20 protein-coding genes are annotated in these 22,523 nt (G+C 69.3%); 13 read left to right on the top strand and 7 right to left on the bottom strand.

Translation table 11 applies throughout. The features are described from left to right. The first annotated feature begins 41 nt into the window (after window positions 1-41). The 5 genes from KBX26_RS25410 (at window position 42) to KBX26_RS25390 (ending at window position 4,425) form a co-directional block, all read left to right on the top strand. Window positions 42-611 carry a TetR/AcrR family transcriptional regulator gene (locus tag KBX26_RS25410; protein ID WP_210866574.1) on the top strand — a complete coding sequence of 190 codons (570 nt, stop codon included), beginning with the start codon at window positions 42-44 and terminating at the stop codon, window positions 609-611. Window positions 612-694: 83 nt separating this feature from the next. Continuing rightward, window positions 695-1,870: a GDSL-type esterase/lipase family protein gene (locus KBX26_RS25405; RefSeq protein WP_210866573.1), complete on the top strand. Its 1,176-nt coding sequence runs from the start codon at window positions 695-697 to the stop codon at window positions 1,868-1,870. A 188-nt stretch (window positions 1,871-2,058) separates the two neighbouring features. Beyond that, on the top strand, window positions 2,059-2,358 hold the full coding sequence (locus KBX26_RS25400; protein ID WP_030328301.1) for a hypothetical protein: 300 nt from the start codon (window positions 2,059-2,061) through the stop codon (window positions 2,356-2,358). Between the two features lie 68 nt (window positions 2,359-2,426). After that, entirely contained in the window at window positions 2,427-2,984 is a 558-nt protein-coding gene (locus KBX26_RS25395; protein WP_030328299.1) for a hypothetical protein, read from the top strand. A gap of 1 nt (window position 2,985) precedes the next feature. Next, the gene (locus KBX26_RS25390; RefSeq protein WP_210859320.1) at window positions 2,986-4,425 is read left to right on the top strand and encodes an NAD(P)/FAD-dependent oxidoreductase; all 1,440 of its coding nucleotides are present in this window, start codon (window positions 2,986-2,988) and stop codon (window positions 4,423-4,425) included. A 64-nt stretch (window positions 4,426-4,489) separates the two neighbouring features. Here the strand turns inward: KBX26_RS25390 and KBX26_RS25385 are convergent, their stop codons facing one another. Continuing rightward, window positions 4,490-5,089, bottom strand: a complete 600-nt coding sequence (locus KBX26_RS25385; RefSeq protein WP_030328295.1) for a TetR/AcrR family transcriptional regulator — start codon at window positions 5,087-5,089, stop codon at window positions 4,490-4,492. A gap of 218 nt (window positions 5,090-5,307) precedes the next feature. On the opposite strand from KBX26_RS25385, the gene KBX26_RS25380 reads away from it, so the two are divergent. After that, window positions 5,308-6,057, top strand: a complete 750-nt coding sequence (locus KBX26_RS25380) for an alpha/beta fold hydrolase (RefSeq protein WP_245233507.1) — start codon at window positions 5,308-5,310, stop codon at window positions 6,055-6,057. 85 nt (window positions 6,058-6,142) lie between these two features. On the opposite strand, the gene KBX26_RS25375 is transcribed toward KBX26_RS25380, so the two are convergent. Continuing rightward, entirely contained in the window at window positions 6,143-7,360 is a 1,218-nt protein-coding gene (locus KBX26_RS25375) for a sorbosone dehydrogenase family protein (RefSeq protein WP_210866572.1), read from the bottom strand. 450 nt (window positions 7,361-7,810) lie between these two features. On the opposite strand from KBX26_RS25375, the gene KBX26_RS25370 reads away from it, so the two are divergent. Together KBX26_RS25370 and KBX26_RS25365 are read left to right on the top strand one after the other, a co-directional pair. After that, a complete protein-coding gene (locus KBX26_RS25370; protein WP_210866571.1) occupies window positions 7,811-8,389 on the top strand; it encodes a hypothetical protein in 579 nt (192 codons plus the stop codon). Window positions 8,390-8,782: 393 nt separating this feature from the next. Then, the gene (locus KBX26_RS25365; protein WP_210862966.1) at window positions 8,783-9,463 is read left to right on the top strand and encodes a lytic polysaccharide monooxygenase; all 681 of its coding nucleotides are present in this window, start codon (window positions 8,783-8,785) and stop codon (window positions 9,461-9,463) included. A 155-nt stretch (window positions 9,464-9,618) separates the two neighbouring features. On the opposite strand, the gene KBX26_RS25360 is transcribed toward KBX26_RS25365, so the two are convergent. The 4 genes from KBX26_RS25360 to KBX26_RS25345 form a co-directional block, all read right to left on the bottom strand. After that, window positions 9,619-11,790, bottom strand: coding sequence for a UvrD-helicase domain-containing protein (locus tag KBX26_RS25360; protein ID WP_210866570.1), 2,172 nt, complete (start codon window positions 11,788-11,790; stop codon window positions 9,619-9,621). A gap of 230 nt (window positions 11,791-12,020) precedes the next feature. Further along, window positions 12,021-12,572, bottom strand: a complete 552-nt coding sequence (locus KBX26_RS25355; protein ID WP_210862431.1) for a hypothetical protein — start codon at window positions 12,570-12,572, stop codon at window positions 12,021-12,023. Window positions 12,573-12,692: 120 nt separating this feature from the next. Beyond that, on the bottom strand, window positions 12,693-14,540 hold the full coding sequence (locus tag KBX26_RS25350) for a glycoside hydrolase family 15 protein (RefSeq protein ID WP_030328284.1): 1,848 nt from the start codon (window positions 14,538-14,540) through the stop codon (window positions 12,693-12,695). 149 nt (window positions 14,541-14,689) lie between these two features. Further along, window positions 14,690-15,283, bottom strand: a complete 594-nt coding sequence (locus KBX26_RS25345; protein ID WP_036410724.1) for a TetR/AcrR family transcriptional regulator — start codon at window positions 15,281-15,283, stop codon at window positions 14,690-14,692. Window positions 15,284-15,379: 96 nt separating this feature from the next. Between KBX26_RS25345 and KBX26_RS25340 the strand changes: the two genes are divergently transcribed. Then, complete coding sequence (locus tag KBX26_RS25340; protein WP_030328280.1) at window positions 15,380-15,757, top strand: DUF4267 domain-containing protein; 378 nt, start codon at window positions 15,380-15,382, stop codon at window positions 15,755-15,757. Window positions 15,758-15,847: 90 nt separating this feature from the next. Here KBX26_RS25340 and KBX26_RS25335 read toward each other — a convergent pair whose 3' ends face one another. Further along, complete coding sequence (locus KBX26_RS25335; protein WP_030328278.1) at window positions 15,848-16,828, bottom strand: LacI family DNA-binding transcriptional regulator; 981 nt, start codon at window positions 16,826-16,828, stop codon at window positions 15,848-15,850. Between the two features lie 287 nt (window positions 16,829-17,115). On the opposite strand from KBX26_RS25335, the gene KBX26_RS25330 reads away from it, so the two are divergent. The 4 genes from KBX26_RS25330 (at window position 17,116) to KBX26_RS25315 (ending at window position 22,519) form a co-directional block, all read left to right on the top strand. After that, window positions 17,116-18,300 carry an extracellular solute-binding protein gene (locus KBX26_RS25330; RefSeq protein WP_245233506.1) on the top strand — a complete coding sequence of 395 codons (1,185 nt, stop codon included), beginning with the start codon at window positions 17,116-17,118 and terminating at the stop codon, window positions 18,298-18,300. After that, window positions 18,297-19,295 (top strand): carbohydrate ABC transporter permease, encoded by a 999-nt coding sequence (locus KBX26_RS25325; RefSeq protein ID WP_030328275.1) that lies wholly within the window; start codon window positions 18,297-18,299, stop codon window positions 19,293-19,295. The genes KBX26_RS25330 and KBX26_RS25325 overlap by 4 nt, the downstream gene beginning before the upstream one ends. Continuing rightward, window positions 19,292-20,158 carry a carbohydrate ABC transporter permease gene (locus KBX26_RS25320; RefSeq protein WP_036410721.1) on the top strand — a complete coding sequence of 289 codons (867 nt, stop codon included), beginning with the start codon at window positions 19,292-19,294 and terminating at the stop codon, window positions 20,156-20,158. The genes KBX26_RS25325 and KBX26_RS25320 overlap by 4 nt, the downstream gene beginning before the upstream one ends. A 150-nt stretch (window positions 20,159-20,308) precedes the next feature. Beyond that, window positions 20,309-22,519 (top strand): glycoside hydrolase family 3 N-terminal domain-containing protein, encoded by a 2,211-nt coding sequence (locus KBX26_RS25315; RefSeq protein ID WP_247681053.1) that lies wholly within the window; start codon window positions 20,309-20,311, stop codon window positions 22,517-22,519. Window positions 22,520-22,523 lie beyond the last annotated feature (4 nt).

The raw sequence follows: 22,523 nt of genomic DNA, 5'->3' as shown, positions 1-22,523 counted from the left end.
AGGCAATAACCTGATAGTGCTAGGCAGCTGGGGGAGGGGTCATGGAGAAGCGAGGGCTCACGCCGGAGCGTCTGACCCGAGCGGGGGCGGAGCTGGCCGACGAGGTCGGCTTCGACGAGGTCACCGTCTCGGCGCTCGCCCGGCGGTGCGGCGTCAAGCTCCCCAGCCTGTACTCGCACCTGAAGAACTCACATGACCTCAGGGTCCGCATCGCGCTGTTCGCGCTGGACGAACTCGCCGACCGGGTGGCCGATGCCGTCGCCGGTCGTGCCGGCCGGGATGCCCTGGCCGCGTTCGCCGAGGCCTACCGCGACTACGCCAGGGAACACCCGGGCCGTTATGCCGCCGCTCGGCTCCGGCTCGATCCGAAGACGGCAGCCGTGAGCGCCGGCGTCCGGCACGCGCAGATGGCCCGGGCGATCCTGCGGGGCTACGGGTTGAACGAGCCGGACGCGACGCACGCGGTCCGCCTGCTGGGCAGCGTCTTCCACGGCTTCGTCAGCTTGGAACTGGCCGGCGGTTTCGCGCACAGCGCCCCCGACGAGCGGGAATCCTGGGACTGGATCGTGGATTCACTCGACGCGCTGCTGCGCAGCCGCAGCGGTTCCTGACGGGGTGAAGGGCCGCCCGTCCGCGCGTGGTTCGCGGCGCGGCGCGCCGACGAACACCGACATCCCTCGAAAGGCTTGAGGCAATGACCACCGATCATCGATGGACCACCCCGATCACTGCGGACCTGCTGCGCGGCGTCGTCGACCTGGAGACGACCACGCGCGGTCTGCTGCCGCATCGGCTGACCGCGCGGGCGCGCCGGCAGATCCCCGACGACCAGTTGGCCATGGCCGAGGCCCAGCCCTCCGGTGTGCGACTGGTCTTCCGGACCCGGGCCACCGCCATCGAACTGGACACGCTGCCCACCAAACGGGTCTACCAGGGCTTCCCGCCGCCCGCGGACGGCGTCTACGACCTGCTGATCGACGGCCGTCTGGCCGCGCAGGCCTCGGTGTCCGGCGGCAACGTCCGGACCGTCACCGACATGTTCACCCAGACGTCGGTGCTCGCCGAAGGACCGGCCGGCACCGCTCGCTTCGCCGATCTGCCCGCAGGTGAGAAGGACGTCGAGATCTGGCTCCCGCACACGGAGATCACCGAGTTGATCGCGCTGCGCACCGACGCGCCCGTCGAGCAGAGCCCGCCCAGCCGACGCAGGACGTGGCTGCACCACGGCAGTTCCATCAGCCACGGCTCGAACGCCGGTCGTCCCAGCGCCATCTGGCCGGCGCTGGCCGCCGCAGCGGGCGGCGTGGAGCTGGTCAACCTGGGGTTCGGGGGGAGCGCGCTGCTCGACCCGTTCACCGCCCGCGCCATGCGGGACATTCCGGCGGACCTGATCAGCGTCAAGATCGGCATCAACATCGTCAACAGCGACGCGATGCGGCTGCGCGCCTTCACCCCCGCGGTCCACGGTTTCCTCGACACCATCCGGGAGGGGCACCCGAGCACGCCACTGCTGGTCGTGTCCGCCATCCTGTGCCCGGTCCAGGAAGACACGCCCGGCCCTCTCGCACCGGACCTCGACGGCGGGAGGCTGCGGTTCACGGCCACCGGAGATCCGGCCGAACGCAGCGCCGGGCGGCTGACCCTCACCATCATCCGGGACGAACTCGCCAGGATCGTCCAACAGCGGGCCGTCGACGACCCGAACCTGCACTACCTCGACGGACGTGACCTCTACGGCGAGGCCGACTACGCCGAATTTCCCCTCCCCGACGAGGTCCACCCCGACGGTGCCGGACATCGCCGCATCGCGGAGAACTTCGCGCGGCTCGCGTTCGGCGACGGCGGGCCCTTCGCCACGAAGACCCGATAAACCCTTCGAGTACGCGGACAGCAGCCGGCCCAGGCCCGCGACGTGCCGGCCCGGACGCGGGTCGACTCTGGGTGAACAGAACGATCGGTCTTGACGATCGGGGTGCCGTTCGCTACCGTTCCCAGAGACAGAACGTTCGTTCCGCCTAGCGGCAGTTGACTGTGCGGCGGTGACCGAAGGAGAGCGCCATGCCCACCAAGATCACTCTGATCATCGGGAATCCCGCCAACCCGGACGAGTTCGAGAAGGTCTACGCCGACGTACGCCGGGCCGCGGAGACGTTCCCGAAGCTTCAGCGGGTCGAGTCGGCCAAGGTGTGGCCGAAGGAGGACGGCACGCCCACCCCCGCGTACCGGACGCTCGACCTCTACTTCGCCAGCTACGAGGACGCCTCCGCCGCGGTCGCGACGCCCGCCGCCGGCGCCGTCTTCGGTGGGCTCCAGGGCGCTCAGGTGGAGATCACGGGGCTGTTCTCGGACGTCGAGTAGCCCCGCCCCTCCAGGGGCCCCGCACCCCGCTGAACGTCAGTTCGCTCCGGAATCCTCGAGAGGATGACATGACCACCGTTGCCGTTCCCGGCATCTCGACGACGGCCGCCGCCCTGCGGCGGTTGTACTTCGGCCGCTTCGCCTTCGCCATCGTCTGGGCTGCCGTGACCTTCCCCCTCGCGAAGCACCTCAACCCCCTCACCGCCACGCTGCTCGTGCTCTACCCGCTGTTCGACGTGGCCGCCGCCATCGTCGACGTCCGCGCGTCGCGGGCCACCGGATCGCCCACCCTGCTGTACGTGAACGTCGCGATCAGCCTGCTCGCCGCGGTCGGCCTGGGCATCGCCGGTACGTCCGGCGTCCCGGCGGTCCTGCGGGTCTGGGGTGCCTGGGCGGTCGTGGCCGGGCTGGTGCAGCTGATCGTCGGTGTCACCCGCCGTAAGATGGGCGGCCAGTGGCCGATGATCATCAGCGGTGGTCTCTCCGTACTCGCCGGTGGATCGTTCATCGCGGCGGCCTCGGCGGACAACCCGGCCCTGACCAACGCGATCGGCTACGCCATCCCCGGCGCCATCTTCTTCCTCATCGCAGCCATCCGCCTCGGCCGCACCGCGAAGGGCAACTGACATGGAGAGCGCCACCTACGACGTCGTTGTCATCGGCGCGGGACCGGTGGGGGAGAACGTCGCCGACCGCGTCGTGCAGGGCGGCCTGACCGCCGCGATCGTCGAGCGGGAACTGGTGGGTGGCGAATGCTCCTACTGGGCCTGCATGCCGACCAAGGCGTTGCTGCGCAGCCAGACCGCGCTGCGGGCGGCCCGCCAGCTGCCGGGTGCGCGCGAGGCGGTGACCGGCGAACTGGACGCGGCGGCCGTGCTGCGCCGCCGGGACTCCATCGTGTCGCACTGGACGGACGACGGGCAGGTGTCCTGGCTCAACTCGGCGGGGATCACGCTGTATCGCGGCCAGGGACGGATCAGCTCCGACCGGACCGTCGAGGTGACCGGCGCGGACACCGCCCCGACCTTGCTCACCGCCCGACACGCTGTGGTCATCGCGACCGGCAGTAGCGCCCTGCTGCCGGACGTCTCCGGTCTGGGCGAGGCGGCACCGTGGACCAGCCGGGAGGCAGCCGCCGCGAGCCAGGTGCCCGGGCGGCTCGCCATCATCGGTGGTGGCGTGGTGGCCACGGAGATGGCGACCGCGTACGCGGGCCTCGGCTCGGCGGTGACGGTGCTCGCCCGGGACGGACTGCTCACGCGGGCGGAGCCGTTCGTCGGCGAGCAGGTCGCGCAGTCCCTGCGGGAAGCCGGCGTGTCGGTGCGTCTGGCTGCCGAGGCCGCGTCGGTGAGCCGCGACGGCGACGGCACCGTGCACATCACGCTCACCGACGGCGAACAGGTCGACGCCGACGAGGTCCTCGTCGCGATCGGCCGTACGCCGAACACCCAGGACGTCGGCCTCGACCGGATCGGCCTGAAGCCGGGTGCCTGGCTCACTGTCGACGACACCCTGCGGGTGCTCGACGACGCCGGGGCGTTGATCGGCGACGGGTGGCTGTACGCGGCCGGCGACGTCAACCGGCGGGTGCTGCTGACCCACCAGGGCAAGTACCAGGCTCGCGCGGTGGGTGACGTCATCGTGGCGCGGGCCACCGGCGAGGCGGTGGACGACCGCCCGTGGGGTCGGCACGTCGCCACGGCCGACGCGCGCGCCGTGCCGCAGGTCGTCTTCACCGACCCGGAGGTCGCGTCGGTGGGGCTGACCGCAGCCGCCGCCAAGGCGGCCGGGCTGCGGATCCGGGTCGTCGACTACGACCTGGCCGCCGTCGCCGGGTCCACGCTGCATGCCGAGGGCTACCAGGGGCACGCCCGCATGGTCGTGGACGAGGAGCGGCGGGTGATCGTCGGCTTCACCCTCGTCGGCCCGGACGTCGCGGAACTGCTGCATGCCGCGACGATCGCCATCGTCGGCGAGGTCCCACTGGACCGGCTGTGGCACGCCGTGCCCGCGTACCCGACCGTCAGCGAGGTCTGGCTGCGCCTGCTGGAGGCGTACGGCCGCTGAGCTGAGCCGTCGCGGTCGTGCGCGCCGTCACCGGCCGCGCACGACCGCGGCGGACTCTTGGCGGCTACCGTGCCGCCTGACGCTGCGCGTTGATCCTGAGGAGCCCTTGGATGCCACTCAGGAACGTCTCGGACACCATCGTCGGGTCGGAGAGGCATCCGGCCGCCATGGCGCCGTCGCGGAGCATGACGAAGTGACGCGCCGCAGGATCCGCCGTTTCTTTGTCGACCTGCGCCATGAGCATGGTGATGGTGTCCAGGAACCACTGCCGGTGGGCCATGAGTTCCTGGTGCACGGGATGGTTCGCGTCGGGATATTCCGCCGCGGCGTTCAGGAACGCGCACCCCCGGAACCCGGGGGACTGGATGTTCTGCGCGATGGAACCGGCGATGGCCAGCAGCGGATCGACCGGCGACCGGTTGGCGGCGAGAGCCTCGTCCACCATGCCGCGCTCCATCTGCTGCACCTCACGCAGATAGGCCAGAATGAGGTCGTCCTTGCTGGGAAAATGTCGATAGAAGGTGGCCCTGGTCACCTTCGCCTCGGCGATGATCCGGTCGACGCCGACGGAGTGGATGCCCTCCGTGTAGAAGATCCTGGTCGCCGTGCGGAGCAGCCTGAGTCGTGCCTCAGAGGGCCGGGCCTCGGGTTCTTCGCGCGTCATCCACCCATCTTAGCGAATAGAACGTTCGGTCGCGCCGCGTGACGTGTAGACCGCCGCCGCTCAATTCCTCGATCTCGGCGACAGTGGCCAGACAATGCTGGATTCTGAATGCGGCAATCCGCCGGATCCGGGATGCGCGGCTGATGCGCGCGGCCCGGTCGATTCGGCTCTTCGCGCCAGCCCTGGCGAACGGCGAGGCACCTCGAAAGGAATCCCAGATGAGCATTGCTCCTGACATGTCTGCCCAGGGTGCGGGGATGCCGACAGTGGTGCTGGTCCACGGGGCATTCGCCGGCTCGTCGAGTTGGAACGGGGTGATCGCCGACCTCAAGCGTCGGGGCTATCCGGTCATCGCCGTCGCCAACCCGCTGCGCGGTGTGCAGAAGGACGCCGCGTACGTTCGGGCTCTCCTGGACAGCTTGCCCGGTCCGGTCGTGATGGCCGCCCATTCCTACGGCGGGCTGGTCATGACCGAGGCCGCGGACGGTGCCGCCAACGTCAAGGCTCTGGTGTACGTCGCCAGCGTGAGCCCGGAGGTGGGCGAGAGTGTGATCGGGTTGCTCGGCAAGTACCCCGGAAGTCAGCTCGCAACGAGCATCGCGATGGTCGAGATCCCCGCCGACGGGGGCGGCACGACAATGGATCAGTACATCCTGCAGGACAAGTTCCCGGAGGTGTTCGCCGCCGACGTCGACCGCGGCACCGCCGAGATCATGGCGGCGACGCAGCGACCGGCCTCGGCGAGCGCCCAGGAGGAGAGCGTCACCAGGGCCGCCTGGAAGACCATCCCCTCGTGGACCATGGTCACCACCGAGGATCAGGGCATCCCGCCGGACCTGCAGCGTTTTCTCGCCGATCGGGCGGGGTCCACGACGGTGGAGATCGCCGCCTCCCACGCTGTGGCGGTCTCCCGACCCGGCGCGGTCGCCGACCTCATCGACAGCGCCGCCCGCGCCACCATGAGTTAGGGGTGGACGGCGTCGGTAGCCAGTTGCCGGATACCGACGCCGTCCGCGCCCGTGCCACTCAGGGACCGCCGACCACGCCCTGCCGTCAGCGGGCTGGCTGGACCCGCTCGAACCGCACCCGGCTCAGCCAGCCGGGAAGGTCACTGAGCACGTACAGTTCGCCGTTCACGTCGGTGCCGATCGCGGTGGGTTGGATGGGGAAGTTGCCGATCGTCGCGGACTCGTACCCGCCGGTGGGCTTGGGACGCACGGCGAACGCGAGGGTCGAGCAGTAGTCGCTCGCCACGTAGACACCCCGCGCCTCCGGGGTGGCGGACCCTCGGTACACCACGCCGCCGGTCACCGAACAGTTCTCCGTGAGGTAGTGCTCGTACTCGAAGACCGGGTCGGTGTACCGCGTGCCCGGCCGGCACTGCGTCTGGTCGAAGACCGGAGTGCCCTCTCGGCAGGACCAGCCGAGGTTCGCCCCACGCTGCCACGGCCGGATGTGGTTGATCTCCTCGACCAGGCCCTGGCCGACATCACCGATCCACAGCGAGTTGTCGACCGGGTCGATGGAGAACCGCCACGGGTTGCGTAGCCCGAAGACCCAGATCTCCGGCCGTGCACCTGGCGTGCGGACGAACGGGTTGTCGGAGGGCACGCAGTACGGCTTCCCGCCGCAGGCGCGGTTGACGTCGATCCGCACGATCTTGCCGAGCAGGGTGCCGAGGTTCTGACCGGACTTGAACGGGTCGTTCGCGTGACCGCCGTCGCCGAGGGACCAGTAGAGGTAGCCGTCGCGGTCGAACGCCACCTGTCCGCCGTTGTGGTTGCCGTATTCGGCGTGCTCCTGGGTGAGCAGCACCTGCACCCGGTCAGGGGCCCCGATGGGCACTCGCGCCAGGGTCAACGCCCCGGCCGGCAGGCTCGTGTAGGCCACGTAGAGGATTCCGGTCCGCGCGAAGTTCGGTGCCGGCGTGATGCCGAGCAGGCCGCGCTCGTTGTCCGAGGTGTCGATCCGGGAGGTCAGGTCGAGCACCGGCTCGGCCGCCAGGCCCGTGTCGGGGTGATAGGCGCGGACGGTGCCGTTCTTCTCCGCGATCAGCATCCGGCCGTCCGGCAGCCCGGTGATCGCGATTGGCCGTTGCAGACCGAAGGCCACCTGTTCGGAGACCACGGTCAGCTCGGCGAGGGGCACCGCGCGGGTGCGGGATGGGCCGGCCGCGCCGGCTACGGGCGCCGGTGGTAACAACAACGCACACAGGGCCAGAATGAGCAGCCCGGCCAGCATGGTGGCCGGGCGACGACGCCGTCGCGACATGTTTCAGCTCCTCAAGCAGGGTGGAGGTACGGGACGCAATCTGGGAGCGTTCCCACGATACATCGATTCGCACCAATCTCAAGCCCGTGCTCGCGCCGCCTCGGGCTGGGTGGCCGGACGAGTCCACGTTGAATACCGTCGATGTTGCACGAGCGGATCAGACGTGTTGGAATGGCTCATATCGCCGCAGCGCGGGGGCAACCGCGCTGGGAGCGGCCAGCACGGGAGCATCGCAGTGCCAGCAGGGCGTCGCTTTGGCGGGCGCTCGCATGGCGCATCGCCGGGCCATCTCCCTGTCGACGGGCACGTGCCGGGCAGGCACCCCTCGCCCGCCCGTGCCCATCTCCGGTCCCTGTCCCCGGCGGTTGACGTGCTCGACGTCTGACCTGCCAGGGGCGTCCGATGTGGTCTGCCAGCGCACCAGAAGCGGCGACGAGGTGAGAAGCAATCATGATTTCCCGAGAGAGTTTCGCGGGCTGGTACCGGAACCGCTTCGTGTGGGTGGCGGTGATCGTGCTGGCGGTGTCGATCGGCGCGGTCGTACTGGTCAACCGGGCCGAGTCGACGACGGAGCCGGTGGATCTGCAGGGGCAGATCACGGCCCGGATGCGTACCACGCTCGAACAGGCGGACCCAGGGCAGCACAACCACGCGGGGCACGGTGCCCAGCAGGCGGCCACCACGGAGAAGCCGCCGGTGATCTGCGGGGTCCGCGTCTACGGCTACGAGCCGTCCGACGTCACGGCGCTCGCCGACGTGCGCACGGTGTACGGCTTCCACCTCTGCGGCGTCGCCGAGCAGAAGCGGCCCTGGGACGTGGCGGTCAAGCTGGCCGGGCCCGTGATCATGGACATGTCCACCCAGCCTCCCGGGATCCAGGTGGTCGAGGCGACCGCCGACGTCATGTTCGTCGACCGGCTGCGGGAGATGTTCCCGGACAAGTACGAGGAGGTGGCGCTCAAGGAGGCGCTCACCGAATCGGAGATGGCCGAGCAGCGCCGCCGGTACGACGCCGCGGCCGGGCTGTGACCATGCCGGACGGTCGGGCGGGGTGGTCGTACCCGCGGGGCCGCCGGTTCCGAACCTGCGGCTGGATGTCTCCTTCGCGGGTCCTGCGGTAGCGGCGAGCCGAGGGGGCGCCGTCACGCGCGATCCGTTCGACGGTGCTGCGGATCTCGGTGTGCCGGACCGTCGTTGGCGCGTCGTCGGGTCAGCGGTCAGTGCCACAGTGCACGGCGGGTGGCGGTGATCCGGCCCTGGTGGGCGGCTTGTCCTTCAGCGTGCCCGACCGGTGGGCCCCGCCGGCTTGATCCACATTCGACCATTTATGGATCCGTATTGATATTTACGGTCACGGATGTAACAGTTGGTTTGGGAGCGTTCCCATTGTGATCTCTCGTACCGAAGAGCGGAGGATGAACAGTGCGTTCACACAAGCCCGATCAATCCGGTGGGCGATCTCGGTCACCCGTCCGTCAGTCCATCCGGGCGGTCGTCCTGCTGTTCGCCATGGTGGTCGGCACACTGCCCTGGACCGGCGCGGCCCAGGCCCACGGCACCATCATCAACCCGGCCAGCCGGGCCTATCAGTGCTGGAAGACCTGGGGCAACCAGCACATGAACCCAGCCATGCAGCAGCAGGACCCGATGTGCTGGCGGGCGTTCCAGGCCAACCCCGACACCATGTGGAACTGGATGAGCCAGCTGCGGGACGGCCTCGGCGGCCAGTACCAGGCCCGTACCCCGGACGGGCAACTGTGCAGCAACGGCCTCTCCCGGAACGACTCGGTGAACCAGCCCGGAGCGTGGAAGGCGACCAACGTCAGCTCCAACTTCACGGTCCAGCTGTACGACCAGGCCAGCCACGGTGCTGACTTCTTCCGGGTCTACATCACCAAGCAGGGGTTCAACCCGAGCACCCAGAAGGTCGGGTGGGGCAATCTCGACCTGATCGCGACGACCGGGCGCTACGCGCCAGCGCAGAACATCTCGTTCAACGTTTCGGCCTCCGGGCGCTCCGGAAGCCACGTGCTGTTCGTGATCTGGCAGGCGTCGCACCTGGACCAGGCCTACATGTGGTGCAGCGACATCAACATCACCTGATCGGCGAGATCGGCAACCGCAACACAATCCGGCCCAGGACGGTGACGTCCTGGGCCGGATTGTTCCTGGGCCAGAGTCCGGCGCCGACGATCGAACGTGCGGCGTGAAGACGTCGACCCGGCCGGTGTTCAGCCGCAGATCGGCGGCGCGGGCGACTACGGCGTGAGGACCAGTTGGCCGAGTTCCTGGGTGCACCGGGTGAGCGCGACGTACAGGCCGTTCCAGCCGCGCGGTTCAGCGGCGATGCCCTGCGGGTCGACCAGTAGCGTCGCGTCCCATTCCAATCCCTTGGACTGGGTTGCGGTGAGCACCGGCACATCGCTGACCACGGCGAGGAGTTCGGCGACGCGGTCCGCTGGGGCGATGACGCCGACAGTGCCGCCCTGCCACCGTTGCCGCAACCGCCGCACTGCCTCGACGACGGCACCGGAGAGCTCGGCAGGTGTGATCGTGAGTTCCCAGGGGGCGATGCCGGAGGAGCGGACCGCTCGGGGTGGCGTGCCGTGGCTGCCAGCCTTCGCCAGGACCGGTCCGGTGAGGTCCATGACCTCGCGCGGGGTCCGGTAGCAGATGGTGAGTTCGGCAGCGGTCCAGCGGTCTCCGAAGACGGCCCGCACCGCTTGTGCCCAACTGGTGTGCCGGTGCGCTGCCTCGGCCTGGTCGATGTCGCCCACGGCGGTGATGGAGCGGCTGGGGCACCGCCGCAGAACCATCTGCCACTGCATCTCGGACAGCTCCTGCGCCTCGTCGACGACGACGTGGCCGTACACCCAGCCACGCTGTCGCCGGGCGCGGTCGGCGACGAACTCGCCCTGCGGTTGCGGGGTGTCGACCTCGCCGAGCAGTTCAGCGAGGGCGTCGAGCAGAGGGATGTCGCTTGGTGCCCATCCGGCCGGCTCGGCCGAGACGGCGGCGATCTCCTCGGGGGACAGCTGTGGGGCGAACCGGGCCAGCAGGGCGGGATCGGTCAGCAGACCAGCCAGCAGGGTCTCGGCATCGAGGGTGGGCCACCATGCCTCGATGAACCGGGCGACAGCGGCGTTCTCGGCGATGCGGGACCGCAGATGCTCGACCTCCTCCTCGGAGAGCAGCCCGTCGACGTCGCTGCCGGTGGACGTCCGGGGGGCGTGGTGGTCATGCTCCATGCTCTTGTCGACGCGGGCGAGGATGTCCTCGAAGCCCTCCTCCATCTCGTCCATCAGCGCCTCGCGCTGCTCGGCGACGACATCGGCGAGGAGGTGATGCACCTGCTCGGCGAACGCCGCGCGGGCGCGGTGGTACGGGCGTCCCTGTGTCGCCGAGGCGAGCGCCTGTGCCACCGTCGCGGCCGCGATGACGTAGAACTCGCCATCCCAGCGCAACGTCAGCTCGCGGGGCCGGGGGAGTAGTGACGCGACGTAGCTTTCGAGCGTGGCCTGCCAGAGCGCGCGGCCCTTGATCTCGGCGAGAAGCCGGCTCTCGTCGCGACCCACCTGGACGTCGGCCAGCAGGGTGTCGCAGGTCGCCGAGACGACGGCGGTCTCACCGAGCGCGGGCAGCACCTGGGCGATGTACTGGAGGAACCGCGGCGAGGGGCCCAGGACCAGGACCGCCTGTTCGGCCATCTTCCGGTACGTGAACAGCAGGTACGCGACGCGGTGCAGGGCAACCACCGTCTTGCCCGTGCCGGGGCCACCCTGAACGATCAGCGGGCCGGTCGCCTCAGCCCGGATGATGTCGTCCTGTTCCCGTTGCAGTGTGGAGATCGCCGTCGACATACGGCCCGTGCGCCGCTGGTCGAGAGCAGCCAGGAGGGCGCCTTCGCCGACGAGTTCGCCGGTCATGCTCCCGTCCAGCGGCTCGTCGTCCACGCCGACGACTGTTGATCCCGTGGTGCGGATGTGCCGGCGCCGTGCCTGACCCTGTGGGTCGCCGGCCGTCGCGGTGTAGAACGGCCGAGCCGCCGGGGCGCGCCAGTCCACCAGCAGTGGCTCACCGCCCTCGCCCTCGTCGCGGAGACCGATCCGGCCGACGTGCCGCACCGTGCCGTCAAGGCTGTCGAGGCGACCGAAGACCAGCCCGTCCTCTGCTCGCCGTAGCTCGTCGTACTGTTGGCGGAGCATGCGCTGCCGGGCCTGCTCCATCGGGTCCACTGCCGCTGTCGAAAGCTCGACCCGCAGGTGGTCGGCCAGCCTGTCCCGCCGGGCCGTGGCCAGGTCCAGAAACGTCTGTTCCTCGGCGACCGCGGATCGCAGCGCGGCACCCTCTGCGGCGGCGGTCAGGTGGCCGTCCGGCGTCTCGTCGTTGACGCCGGCGGTGCTGTTGCTCGGAGCAGACTTGCGGCGCATTCGCGAATCCCCGTATCGGTCCCCCTCGGCCCGGACGGGCCGCCGTGCATTCGGCGGCAAGCATAGAGTCGATGGCCATCACCGCCCAGGAACTCCGCCCGCAGAGACGGGAATCTCAATCCCTTGCGGGTCCCGGGGCTCAGGTGGCCTCCGTCAATAACCACCCCGCTCTGGAGACGGTGGACTGGCCCGCCCGAGCGAGGTGAGTCGATCAGCGTTCGCCGCTGTGGTCAGCCCAACGTGAAGGTCACGTCGTCGACGTCGAAGGCGGTGACGCCGTTGCCGGCCGTCTCGCTGCCGAGGAAGCTGACCGTCGCGGTGCGCTCGGTCGTCGCCGTCCCACTCGACATGGTGTACTGCCGCCACAGCGCCCCGCCGTCGAAGGCCAGCGAGAACCTCGTCTTCGGCGGTATTCCGGTGACCGCCATTCCGACGTTCAGGTAGTCGCCCCGGCTGATCTCCGTGGTGGTGGTCCGCACCCAGAAGCTGACCGTCAGGTCGCAGTTGGCCGGCACGGTGACGGTGGTACGCAGCAGGTCGCTGCGCGTCACGTCCAGCCCCGCGAAGGTGGCGTACCCGCGCCCGGTGTGTGCGGGCCGGGTCGCGTCGCCGAAGACGACGATGCGGGGGCCGGCGCTCCAGCCTGTCGCGCCGCGCTCGAACCCCGGGTTCGGGTGGATCTGCCCGGCGCAGGGCGGGTCGGCGACCGGCTGGCCGTGGGATGCGCTGCCCGTGGTCAGGAGCAGGGCCGCGGCCACTGCGGTGGTGACGAAGGCTTTCATCAGGTCTCCCCGCGTGAACACATTCGAGATGGTCGATATGTATCGACGATGCGCGATGGACGTGGGCGCGTCAAGCCCTTCCCGAGGTGGGCTCGCACGCGGGGTGACGGGCGACCGGCGCTACCGGCGGCGGCGGGCGTCAGCCTCGGTGTCGAGCAGGTCGTTGAGGGTCAGCGCGGAGTTGATCAGGGAGAGGTGGCTGAACGCCTGCGGATAGTTGCCGATCTGCTCCCCGGTGGCGGCGATCTCCTCGGCATAGAGGCCGAGGTGGTTGCTGAAGGTGAACATCTTCTCGAAGGTGAGTCGGGCGTCGTCGAGGCGGCCGGAACGGGCCAGCGCCTCGACGTACCAGAAGGTGCACATGTTGAAGGTGCCCTCGTGGCCGGGGAGGCCGTCGGGGGAGTGGACCGGGTCGTACCGGTGGACCAGGCTGTCGGAGACCAGCTCGCGTTCGATCGCCAGCAGGGTGGACTGCCACAGGGGGTCGCTCGGCGTCACGAAACCGACCGCCGGCATGGCGAGCAGCGCCGCGTCCAGCACGCTTTCGTCGTACGCCTGCACGAACGTGCCCCGGCCCCGGTGGTATCCGCGGGCCATGACCTGGTCGTAGATGCGGTTGCGTTGTTCGGTCCAGCAGGCCATGTCCCCGGGGCGGCCGGTGCGGGTGGCCAGTCGGATCGCCCGGTCCAGTGCCACCCAGGACATCACCCGGCCGAAGGTGTAGTTGCGGGGATGGTGCCGGCTCTCCCAGATGCCGGCGTCGGGCTGGTCCCAGTTGCGGCAGAGCCAGTCGACCAGCCGGACGGTGCTCTTCCACACCTGGTGCGAGACACGGATGCCCTGCTCGTCGGCGAGGTGCATGGCGTAGAGCGCCTCGCCGTGGATGTCGAGCTGGAGCTGGTCGGCGGCGCCGTTGCCGATCCGCACCGGGCGTGATCCGCGGTAGCCCTCCAGATGGTCCAGCACCTCCTCGTGCAGGTCGGAGGATCCGTCCACCCGATACATGATCTTCAGTGGATCCTGGTGGTCGCCGGCCTCGCGGATCCGCTCGTCCAGCCAGTTCATGTACCGGCTGACCTCCTCGGTGAAGCCGAGGCCGAGCAGCGCGTGCACGGAGAAGGACGTGTCGCGTACCCAGGTGTAGCGGTAGTCCCAGTTACGGGTTCCGCCGACCAGCTCGGGCAGCGCGGCGGTGGGCGCGGCGATCATCGCGCCGGTCGGCGCGTACGTCATGAGTTTCAGCGTGATGGCCGAGCGCTCGACCATCTCCCGCCAGCGGCCGGTGTAGCGGGAACGCTCGAGCCAGCGCCGCCAGTAGTCCTGGGTCCACTCGAACATCCCCTGGATCTCTTCGGGCGGGAAAATGCGCGGTTCGCTGCCGCCCGTCTCCAGGACCACCCCTCCCGTGTCACCTTCGTTCAGCGTGCCGTACGCGACCAGGTCGCCGCCCTCAAGGTGGATGTCACCCTGCTCGGAGATCAACCGCCGCACGGGGTCGACCGGGTTGAACGTCAACGTCGCCGACCGGCTGCGGAAGACGTAGCCGTCGTGGTGGCGCTCCAGTTGATGCTCGTCGCGGGCGTAGTTGAACCGCGGTCGGCACTCCACCCGGAAGCGCATGCTGCCCCGGACCATGGTGACGAGGCGGACCAGGCGGTGCGCGTCGGTGACCCGCTCGCCGGTGACCGGCATGAAGTCCATCACCTCGGCCACACCGTCGGCGCTGATGAACCGGGTGATCAGGATGGGCGTGCCGGGGAGGTAGAGCTGCTTGGTCACGTACCGCACGTCGTGCGGCGCGATCTGGAAGTAGCCGCCCTTCTCCTTGTCCAGCAGCGCGGCGAAGATGCTCGGCGAGTCGAATCGCGGCGCGCAGAACCAGTCGACAGTTCCGTCACACGTCACCAGCGCGGCGGTCTGCAGATCGCCGATGAGCCCGTGATCCTCGATCGCCGGATAGCTGTCCACGTCTCTCCCCGGTTCGGCGGCGTCCTGCGCATCGAACCTAGGGAAAAGATTGTCGACTTAGGTGAGATTCACGTTCTGCCACCCTGTCGCGTGCGCCGGCGTGCGCCGGCCGTCCGGGCGGCCCGTGACGATCATCGGAGCGCAGGCTCTTACGGAGTGCCCGGGCTCGCCGGGGAGTCGGCGAACCTGGTGACGAGGAGGTCGATTCGTTCCTCCTGGCCGGCTGGGGGGATGCGACCGCTCTCCGACAGGACGGCGATGCCGTGCAGGGCGCCCCAGAGGACTTCGGCGAACAGCTCGCGGCGCTCGTTGGCCGGGGGAAAGCAGCTGACGAACTCGTCGAAGCAGGCTCGCAGCGGGGCCGGTGTCTCGGCGCTCGCGAACGTCAGTTCGGTGGGCAGGATGAACATGGCCTGGTAGAGGGCGGGGCGTTCGGTCGCGAAGTCAAGGTAGGCGCGGCAGACGGCGCGCAGGGCGTGCGCGGGCCCGGGGGCGGCCTGCCGTGCGCGGCGCAGGTGGGTGGCGAGTTCGCCGAACCCGTCCAGGGCGACGGCGCTGACGATGGCGTCCTTGCCGTTGAAGTGGCTGTACAGCACCGGCTGGCTGTACTCGACCCGGTCCGCCAGCCGTCGTGTCGTCACCGCCTCCCAGCCTTCGGTCTCGGCGAGCTCCCGCGCGGCCGTGATGATCAGCTGGTGGCGGTGCGCGCGTTCACGTTCACGGCGCTCGCTGATGGCGGACATGAGCGAATTCTAGCAACGCTAGACATCCTGCCGAAGGCAAACTATCTTCGCTATCGAATCTAGCGACGCTAGATATCCGTCCAGGAGGAGATGCTCATGCTCACCACCATCGCCACCGTGCTCGCCGGCCTGATCGGCGCGGGCATCATCGTCATCGGGGTGCGCGCCTTCTGGGCGCCACAGGCCGCAGTCGGCTTCGGCATCCCCGGCACGCCCACCGAGGACCGCAGCTTCCAGGCATGGCTGACCGTCAAGGCCGTGCGTGACATAGCGTCCGGGCTCTTCGTCTTCATCCTGGTGGCGGGAGCGACACCCGAGCTGCTGGGCTGGTTCATGCTGGCCGCCGCCGGCATACCTGTCGGCGACGCCCTGATCGTGTGGCGCAGCAACGGCCCCAAGGCGATCGTCTTCGGCGTCCACGGGGCCACGGCCGTGGTGATGCTGGCGGTCAGCGTTCTTCTGCTCGTCGCCTGACCACTGCCTGGCGACGGGTCCGCGCGCCCCGCGCCGGCTCGCCCCCCGCGTGGCGCAGGACGAAGCGCCGGCCGTCTGGCCGACTGGGCGTCAGCGGTGCGGGCGGCAGGAGGAGCGGATGACCAGCTCCGTCGGGAGCCGGATGTGGGTGTCGCGCTCGACGCCGGCGATCAGGTCGACGAGCAGGCGCAACGCCTCGGCGCCCATCCGCTGCAGCGGCTGCATGATGGTCGTCAGCGGCGGGTTGACGAGCGCCGACTCCGGCACGTTGTCGAAGCCGATCACCGAGAGGTCGTCGGGCACGCACAGGCCCATGTCGCGGGCCACGGCCATCGTGGATATCGCCGAGAGGTCGTTACCCGCGAAGATCGCGGTCGGCCGGTCCGCGAGGCCGAGAAGCTCCGCGGCCGGGCCGGCCGCGGTCTCGATCCGGAACCCACCGGGGCGGACGAGCCGCTCGTCCACCGGCACGCCGGCTTCGGCCATCGCACTGCGAAAGCCGGCCTCGCGCAGCTGCGCCGACATCAGGTCGGTGCGTCCGCTGATGTGCCCGATCCGGGTGTGGCCGAGGGAGAGCAGGTAGTTGGTCGCCAGCACCGCACCGGCGAAGTTGTCCGAGTCGACGGTGGGTAGGTGGGACGGACCGGTGTGCGGGTCGACGGCCACGACGTGGAAGTTGTTCTCGGTCTCGACCACTGTCGGCGTGACGATCACGGCGCCGTCGATGAGAGTGCCGGAGAGCCGGGCGAGCGAGCGCCGCTCCCATCCGACTGCCGCGCCCTCGCCGTCCCCGCTGGAGTAGGCCAGTAGCTGGTACCCACTGCCCGCGACCTCCTGGGACGCGCCCTTGAGAAGCTCGGTCGAGAACGGCTCGAACTCGGCCAACAGGATGCCGAGCACGTTGGTCCGGTGGCTGCGCAGGCTCTGCGCCCCCAGGCTCGCCTCGTAGCCGAGGTCGTGGATGACCTGCTGGACGCGCTCCACCGTCGCTCGGGCCACGCCGTATCTGCCATTGACGACCTTCGATACGGTCGCGACCGAGACGCCGGCAGTGCGTGCGACATCGGACATCTTGACGCGCTGCTGAAACACCACGTCGATGATGATAGGGCCGCAGTCGACGAGGTGTCGCCGCCGATTCGAAAACGTTATCGATACCGATTGACATCAAGTTACATGACTGTAAAACTTCGCCGCAGGCCGAGTACCGCGACTGAGTAGTCGAGGAGACATCGATGGCAACTAAGCGACGTAGAAGTGCCGTCCTGGCACTGTTGATGACAGGTGTTCTCGTTGCCGCCGGGTGCAGCGGCGGCGGCGAAGAGGCAGCCCCTCAGGGGGAGCTCTACAAGGACCCGGTGACCCTGACCTGGTGGCACAACGCCTCGCAGGACGGGCCCGGCAAGACCTACTGGGAGAAGGTCGCCAAGGACTTCTCCGCACTCCACCCCACGGTCAAGATCGAGATTGAGGCGATCGAGACCAACCAGCTGCAGCGCACCAGGATCCCCGCCGCGCTGCTGAGCAGCGACCCGCCGGACATCTTCATGACCTGGGGCGGCGGTGAGATGACCGAGCAGGTGGAGGCCGACTACCTCAAGGAGGTCACCGACCAGGTCAAGGCCGAGGTCGCCAACATCGGCAGCGCCGCAGAGATCTGGCAGGTGAAGGGCAAGCAGTACGGCCTGCCGTTCCGGATGGGCATCGAGGGCATCTGGTACAACAAGGACATGTTCGCGCAGGCGGGCATCTCGGCTCCGCCGACCACGTTCGAGGAGCTCAACGCAGCTGTCACCAAGCTCAAGGCGATCAACGTCGTTCCGATCGCCGTGGGTGCCGGTGACAAGTGGCCGGCCGCGCACTGGTGGTACAACATGGCGCTGCGCGCCTGCTCGGTCGACACCCTCAAGAAGGCGGCCGCGGAGAAGACCTTCGACGATCCGTGCTTCGTGAAGGCCGGCCAGGACCTGAAGGCGTTCATCGACACCAAGCCGTTCCAGCCCAACTTCATCGCCACGCCGGGCCAGAACGACCCGACCAGCGCCAACGGCATGCTCGCCAACGGCAAGGCCGCGATGGAGCTGATGGGTGACTGGAACCGCGGCACGCTGGACACCGTCGCCACGGACAAGACCAAGCTCGCCTCGTTCCTCGGCTGGTTCCCGGTGCCGGCGATCTCCGGTTCGCCGGGTGACCCGAAGGCGGCCCTCGGTGGTGGCGACGGGTTCTCCTGCTCCAAGAACGCGCCCGCCGAGTGCGTCGAGTTCCTCAAGTACATCGTGAGCCCCGAGGTGCAGAAGGGCTATGCCGAGACCGGCACCGGCCTGCCGGTGGCCAAGGGTGCGGAGGGCGCCGTGAAGGATCCCGCGCTGACGTCCATCCTGCAGGCCACCTCCGGATCGAGCTACGTCCAGCTCTGGTTGGACACGGCCTACGGCAGCACCGTCGGGACCGCGATGAACGACGCGGTCGTCGCCATCTTCGCCGGCAACGGGACGCCTGAGAAGGTCGTCTCGGCGATGAAGGCGGCCGCAAGCAAGTGACCTCCGCCAACCAGATCCGTATGCCCGCCGGCGGCGCTTCCGCGTCGCCGGCGGGCCCCCGCCAGGCTGGGCGCGCGTCCGCCCGCCGCGCCGACAACCGCCGCAAGTGGTACGAGATCATCGGCCTCACCACGCCAGCGATCCTCATCTACGTGATGTTCGTGCTGGTGCCGATGGGCTTCGCGGTCTACTACAGCCTGTTCCGCTGGCGCGGGGTCGGGCCGCCCACCGAGTTCGTCGGCCTGAGGAACTACACCCTCGCCTTCCAGGATCCGATCTTCCTCGACGCGTTGCGCAACAACGCCATCATCGTGTTCGGGTCGCTGCTGATCCAGGGCCCGATCGCCCTGGGCGTCGCCCTGCTGCTCAACCGTCGCTTCCGTGGGCGCGCCGTGTTCCGCCTGCTGGTGTTCGTGCCGTACGTGCTCGCCGAAGTCACCGTCGGCATCATGTGGAAACTGCTCCTGACCGGCGACGGCACCGTTGACGCGCTGCTGCGGTCCCTGGGCATGGGCGGGCTGGTGCAGGCCTGGCTCGCGGACCTGGACGTGGTCATCTGGACCCTGCTGGCCGTCCTCACCTGGAAGTACGTCGGCTTCGCCATCATCCTGCTCCTCGCCGGTCTGTCCAATGTGCCCGACGAGCTGACCGAGGCGGCGTCCATCGACGGCGCGAGCTGGTGGCAGATCCAACGGCACGTCACGATCCCGCTGCTCGGCCCGACGATCCGGATCTGGATGTTCCTGTCCATGATCGGTTCACTGCAGATCTTCGACATGATCTGGGTGACCTCGGTGCCCGCGGTGCGGTCCCTCGGCGCATCGGCCACCATGGCGACCTACATGGTCGACAACGGCTTCTTCGCCCGGCTGTGGGGCTACGGCAACGCCGTGGCGGTAATCCTATTCGTCATCTCCTTCGTGGCGGCGCTGCTGTTCCAGCGGTTCCTGCTCCGCCGCGACATCGAGGGCGCCATCACCGGAAGGGCGAAGTGACGATGGCCGTGAACAGCGTTCTCCCCCAGTCCAACGGGCGTCGTCAGATTTCCTGGGGCACGCCGCTCACCTACGCGATAGCCCTCGCGATCGCTGCGGTGTCGATCGCCCCGGTCATCTACGTGGTCATCGGCGGTTTTCGCACCACCCCGCAGATCGTCGCGGACCCGGCCGGCCTGCCCGACCCGTTCGTCTGGGACAACTACGCCCGGGTGCTGACCCAGAGCAACTTCTGGCGGCAGGCGTTCAACAGTGCAGTCATCGCCCTCGGCACCACGCTGGCCGTGGTCGTGTTCGGCCTGGCCGCCGCGTTCGTGCTCGCCCGCTACCGCTTCCGCGGGCGGGAGGGGCTCTACACCTTCTTCACCCTCGGTCTGCTGTTTCCGGCCGGGGCGGCGATCCTGCCGCTCTACCTCATGCTGCGGGACCTGAACCTGATCAACTCCTACTACGCGGTGATCCTGCCGCAGGTCGCCTTCTCGCTACCACTGACGATCGTGATCCTGCGTCCCTTCCTCTCGGCCATCCCGAGAGAGCTGGAGGACGCCGCCGCCATCGACGGTGCGAGTCGGCTCGGTTTCCTCTGGCGTGTCGCGATGCCGCTGTCGCGGCCCGCGCTCGTCACCGTTGGCGTGCTGGCGTTCGTGGCGAGCTGGAACTCGTTCCTGCTGCCGCTGCTCGTCCTCAGCGACGTCGACCTGCACACCCTGCCGCTGGGCGTGCAGAACTTCTCCAGCCAGTACACCACCGACACGGCAGGCGTCCTCGCCTTCACCTCGCTGGCGATGCTGCCGGCACTGCTGTTCTTCACGCTCGCGGAGAAGCAGATCGTCGGTGGCCTGCAAGGTGCGGTCAAGGGCTGAGCGGCAGCGGTACGAGCACAACCAGAGAGGCACAGCATGACTGAGGTCCACGAGGTGGTGGGCGGGCCGGCGCCGGCTCAGGCAGATCCGAACCACAGCCGACAGGGCGGGCGCGACGGAGGGGATCGCCTCCACGACCTCCTCGGCCGGATGACGATCGAGGAGAAGATCGCCCAGCTCGTCGGCTTCTGGGAGAAGGAGGACGGCGAGGCGGTCGCACCACTGCAGGGGGAGTTCGGCGACAACTCCAAGCTTGAGGACTTCTCCCGGCACGGGCTCGGTCATCTCACCCGCGCCTACGGCACCCGTCCCCAGGATCCGGCGCAACGCGCGTCCTGGCTGTGGAAGTTCCAGCGGGACCTGGTCACCGGGACCCGGCTGGGCATCCCGGCAATCGTCCACGAGGAGTGTCTCACCGGGCTGTCGGTGTGGAAGGCCGCCACCTTCCCCACCCCGCTGGCCTGGGGTGCCGCGTTCAACCCCGAACTGGTCACCGAGATGGCCGCGGCGATCGGCGCCTCGATGCGGACTCTCGGCGTCCACCAGGGGCTCTCCCCGGTGCTCGACGTGATCCGCGACCCCCGCTGGGGTCGGGTGGACGAGTGCATCGCTGAAGACCCGTACCTGGTCGGCACCATCGGCACGTCGTACGTGCGCGGCCTGCAGTCGCAGGGGGTGCACGCCACCCTCAAGCACTTCGTCGGCTACTCCGCCTCGCGCGCCGGGCGCAACTTCGCCCCGGTGCACGCCGGCCGACGGGAACTGGCCGACGTGCTGATGCTGCCGTTCGAGATGGCGATCATCGACGGCGACGCGCGGAGCGTCATGCACTCCTACACCGACATCGACGGGGTGCCCGTCGCCGCCGACCCGACGATGCTGACCGGCATCCTGCGCGACCAGTGGGGCTTCGACGGCACCGTGGTCGCCGACTACTACGGGGTCGCGTTCCTGAACCTGCTGCATCACGTGGCGAGCGACCACGCGGAGGCGGCCGGGCAGGCGTTGACGGCCGGTCTCGACGTCGAGCTGCCGACCGGCGACGCCTATCTGACCCTGCGGGAGTCGGTACGGACCGGCAGGATCGACGAGGCGATCATCGATCGCGCGGTGCTGCGGGTGCTGCGCCAGAAGCTGGACCTGGGCCTGCTCGACGCGACCTTCAGCGACGAGCCGCCGCAGGCTATCGACCTCGACTCACCCGAGCACCGGTCGATCGCCCGCCGGCTCGCCGAGGAATCGATCGTGCTGGTCGCCAACCGGGACGCGCTGCCACTGCCGGCGGGTCGGCGGATGGCCGTCATCGGCCCCAACGCCGATCGGCAGAGTGCGCTCTTCGGGTGCTACTCGTTCCTCAACCACGTCCTCGTCCAGCATCCCGGCGTGGAGACCGGCATTGAGGTGCCGACAGTGCTCGACGCCGTGCGGGTCGAGTTCGGCGACGACCTCGTCACCTGGGCCCGGGGCTGCGACGTGGACAGTGACGACCGGTCCGGCTTCGACGAGGCGGTCGCCACGGCGTCCGCCGCGGACGTCGCCGTCCTGGTCGTCGGCGACCACGCCGGCCTCTTCGGACGCGGCACGGTCGGCGAAGGGTGCGACCGGGACGACCTGGAACTGCCCGGCGTCCAGCGCGAACTGGTCGAGGCGGTGCTGGCCACCGGCACGCCGGTGGTCCTGGTGCTGCTCACCGGGCGGCCGTACACGATCGGTTGGGCGCTGACGCGCTGCGCGGCGGTGGTGCAGGCGTTCTTCCCGGGCGAGGAGGGCGCCGGGGCGATCGCGGGAGTGCTCTCCGGGCGGGTCAACCCGTCGGGCAAGCTGCCGATCACCATGCCCGGGCCGGCCGGGGCGCAGCCCTACTCGTACCTGCACCCCACCCTCGGTCAGGGCAACGAGGTGACCAGCCTGCCGGCGATACCCGTGGCGCCGTTCGGCCACGGGCTGTCCTACACGACGTTCGCGCACACCGATCTCACCGTGTCCGGCACGGTGCCGACCGACGGGGCGATCGGGGTGAGCGTGCGGGTGACGAACACCGGCGCTGTCGCCGGCGACGACGTGGTCCAGCTCTACGGTCGCGACGTGGTCGCCTCGGTGACCAGGCCGTTGGCGCAGCTGCTCGGCTACCAGCGGGTCCACTTGGAGCCGGGTCAGTCCGTCACTGTCGAGCTGACCGTCCCCACCACCCGTCTGGCCTTCTCCGACCGCACGTACACCCGGGTCGTGGAGCCCGGCGAGGTCGAGCTCTGGGTCGGCACCAGCGTGCAGCGCGACACCCAGGCGGTGACCACACTGGTCGGTGACACCGTCCCGGTCACCAACGCCTCCCCACGCTGGACCGTCACCACCATCCGCTGAGACC

This window comes from Micromonospora sp. C97 (genome assembly GCF_018070385.1).
GTDB classification, from domain to species: Bacteria; Actinomycetota; Actinomycetes; order Mycobacteriales; family Micromonosporaceae; genus Micromonospora; species Micromonospora parva.
The sequence above is the reverse complement of the archived record's forward strand: the minus strand, read 5'-3'. Positions and strand labels throughout refer to the sequence as shown.

Bases quoted from the DNA above. Each gene is read 5' to 3' on its own strand.
- KBX26_RS25410 (WP_210866574.1), top strand. From the start codon at position 42: ATGGAGAAGCGAGGGCTCACGCCGGAGCGTCTGACCCGAGCGGGGGCG.
- KBX26_RS25405 (WP_210866573.1), top strand. From the start codon at position 695: ATGACCACCGATCATCGATGGACCACCCCGATCACTGCGGACCTGCTG.
- KBX26_RS25400 (WP_030328301.1), top strand. From the start codon at position 2,059: ATGCCCACCAAGATCACTCTGATCATCGGGAATCCCGCCAACCCGGAC.
- KBX26_RS25395 (WP_030328299.1), top strand. From the start codon at position 2,427: ATGACCACCGTTGCCGTTCCCGGCATCTCGACGACGGCCGCCGCCCTG.
- KBX26_RS25390 (WP_210859320.1), top strand. From the start codon at position 2,986: ATGGAGAGCGCCACCTACGACGTCGTTGTCATCGGCGCGGGACCGGTG.
- KBX26_RS25385 (WP_030328295.1), bottom strand. From the start codon at position 5,089: ATGACGCGCGAAGAACCCGAGGCCCGGCCCTCTGAGGCACGACTCAGG.
- KBX26_RS25380 (WP_245233507.1), top strand. From the start codon at position 5,308: ATGAGCATTGCTCCTGACATGTCTGCCCAGGGTGCGGGGATGCCGACA.
- KBX26_RS25375 (WP_210866572.1), bottom strand. From the start codon at position 7,360: ATGTCGCGACGGCGTCGTCGCCCGGCCACCATGCTGGCCGGGCTGCTC.
- KBX26_RS25370 (WP_210866571.1), top strand. From the start codon at position 7,811: ATGATTTCCCGAGAGAGTTTCGCGGGCTGGTACCGGAACCGCTTCGTG.
- KBX26_RS25360 (WP_210866570.1), bottom strand. From the start codon at position 11,790: ATGCGCCGCAAGTCTGCTCCGAGCAACAGCACCGCCGGCGTCAACGAC.
- KBX26_RS25355 (WP_210862431.1), bottom strand. From the start codon at position 12,572: ATGAAAGCCTTCGTCACCACCGCAGTGGCCGCGGCCCTGCTCCTGACC.
- KBX26_RS25345 (WP_036410724.1), bottom strand. From the start codon at position 15,283: ATGTCCGCCATCAGCGAGCGCCGTGAACGTGAACGCGCGCACCGCCAC.
- KBX26_RS25340 (WP_030328280.1), top strand. From the start codon at position 15,380: ATGCTCACCACCATCGCCACCGTGCTCGCCGGCCTGATCGGCGCGGGC.
- KBX26_RS25335 (WP_030328278.1), bottom strand. From the start codon at position 16,828: ATGTCCGATGTCGCACGCACTGCCGGCGTCTCGGTCGCGACCGTATCG.
- KBX26_RS25315 (WP_247681053.1), top strand. From the start codon at position 20,309: ATGACGATCGAGGAGAAGATCGCCCAGCTCGTCGGCTTCTGGGAGAAG.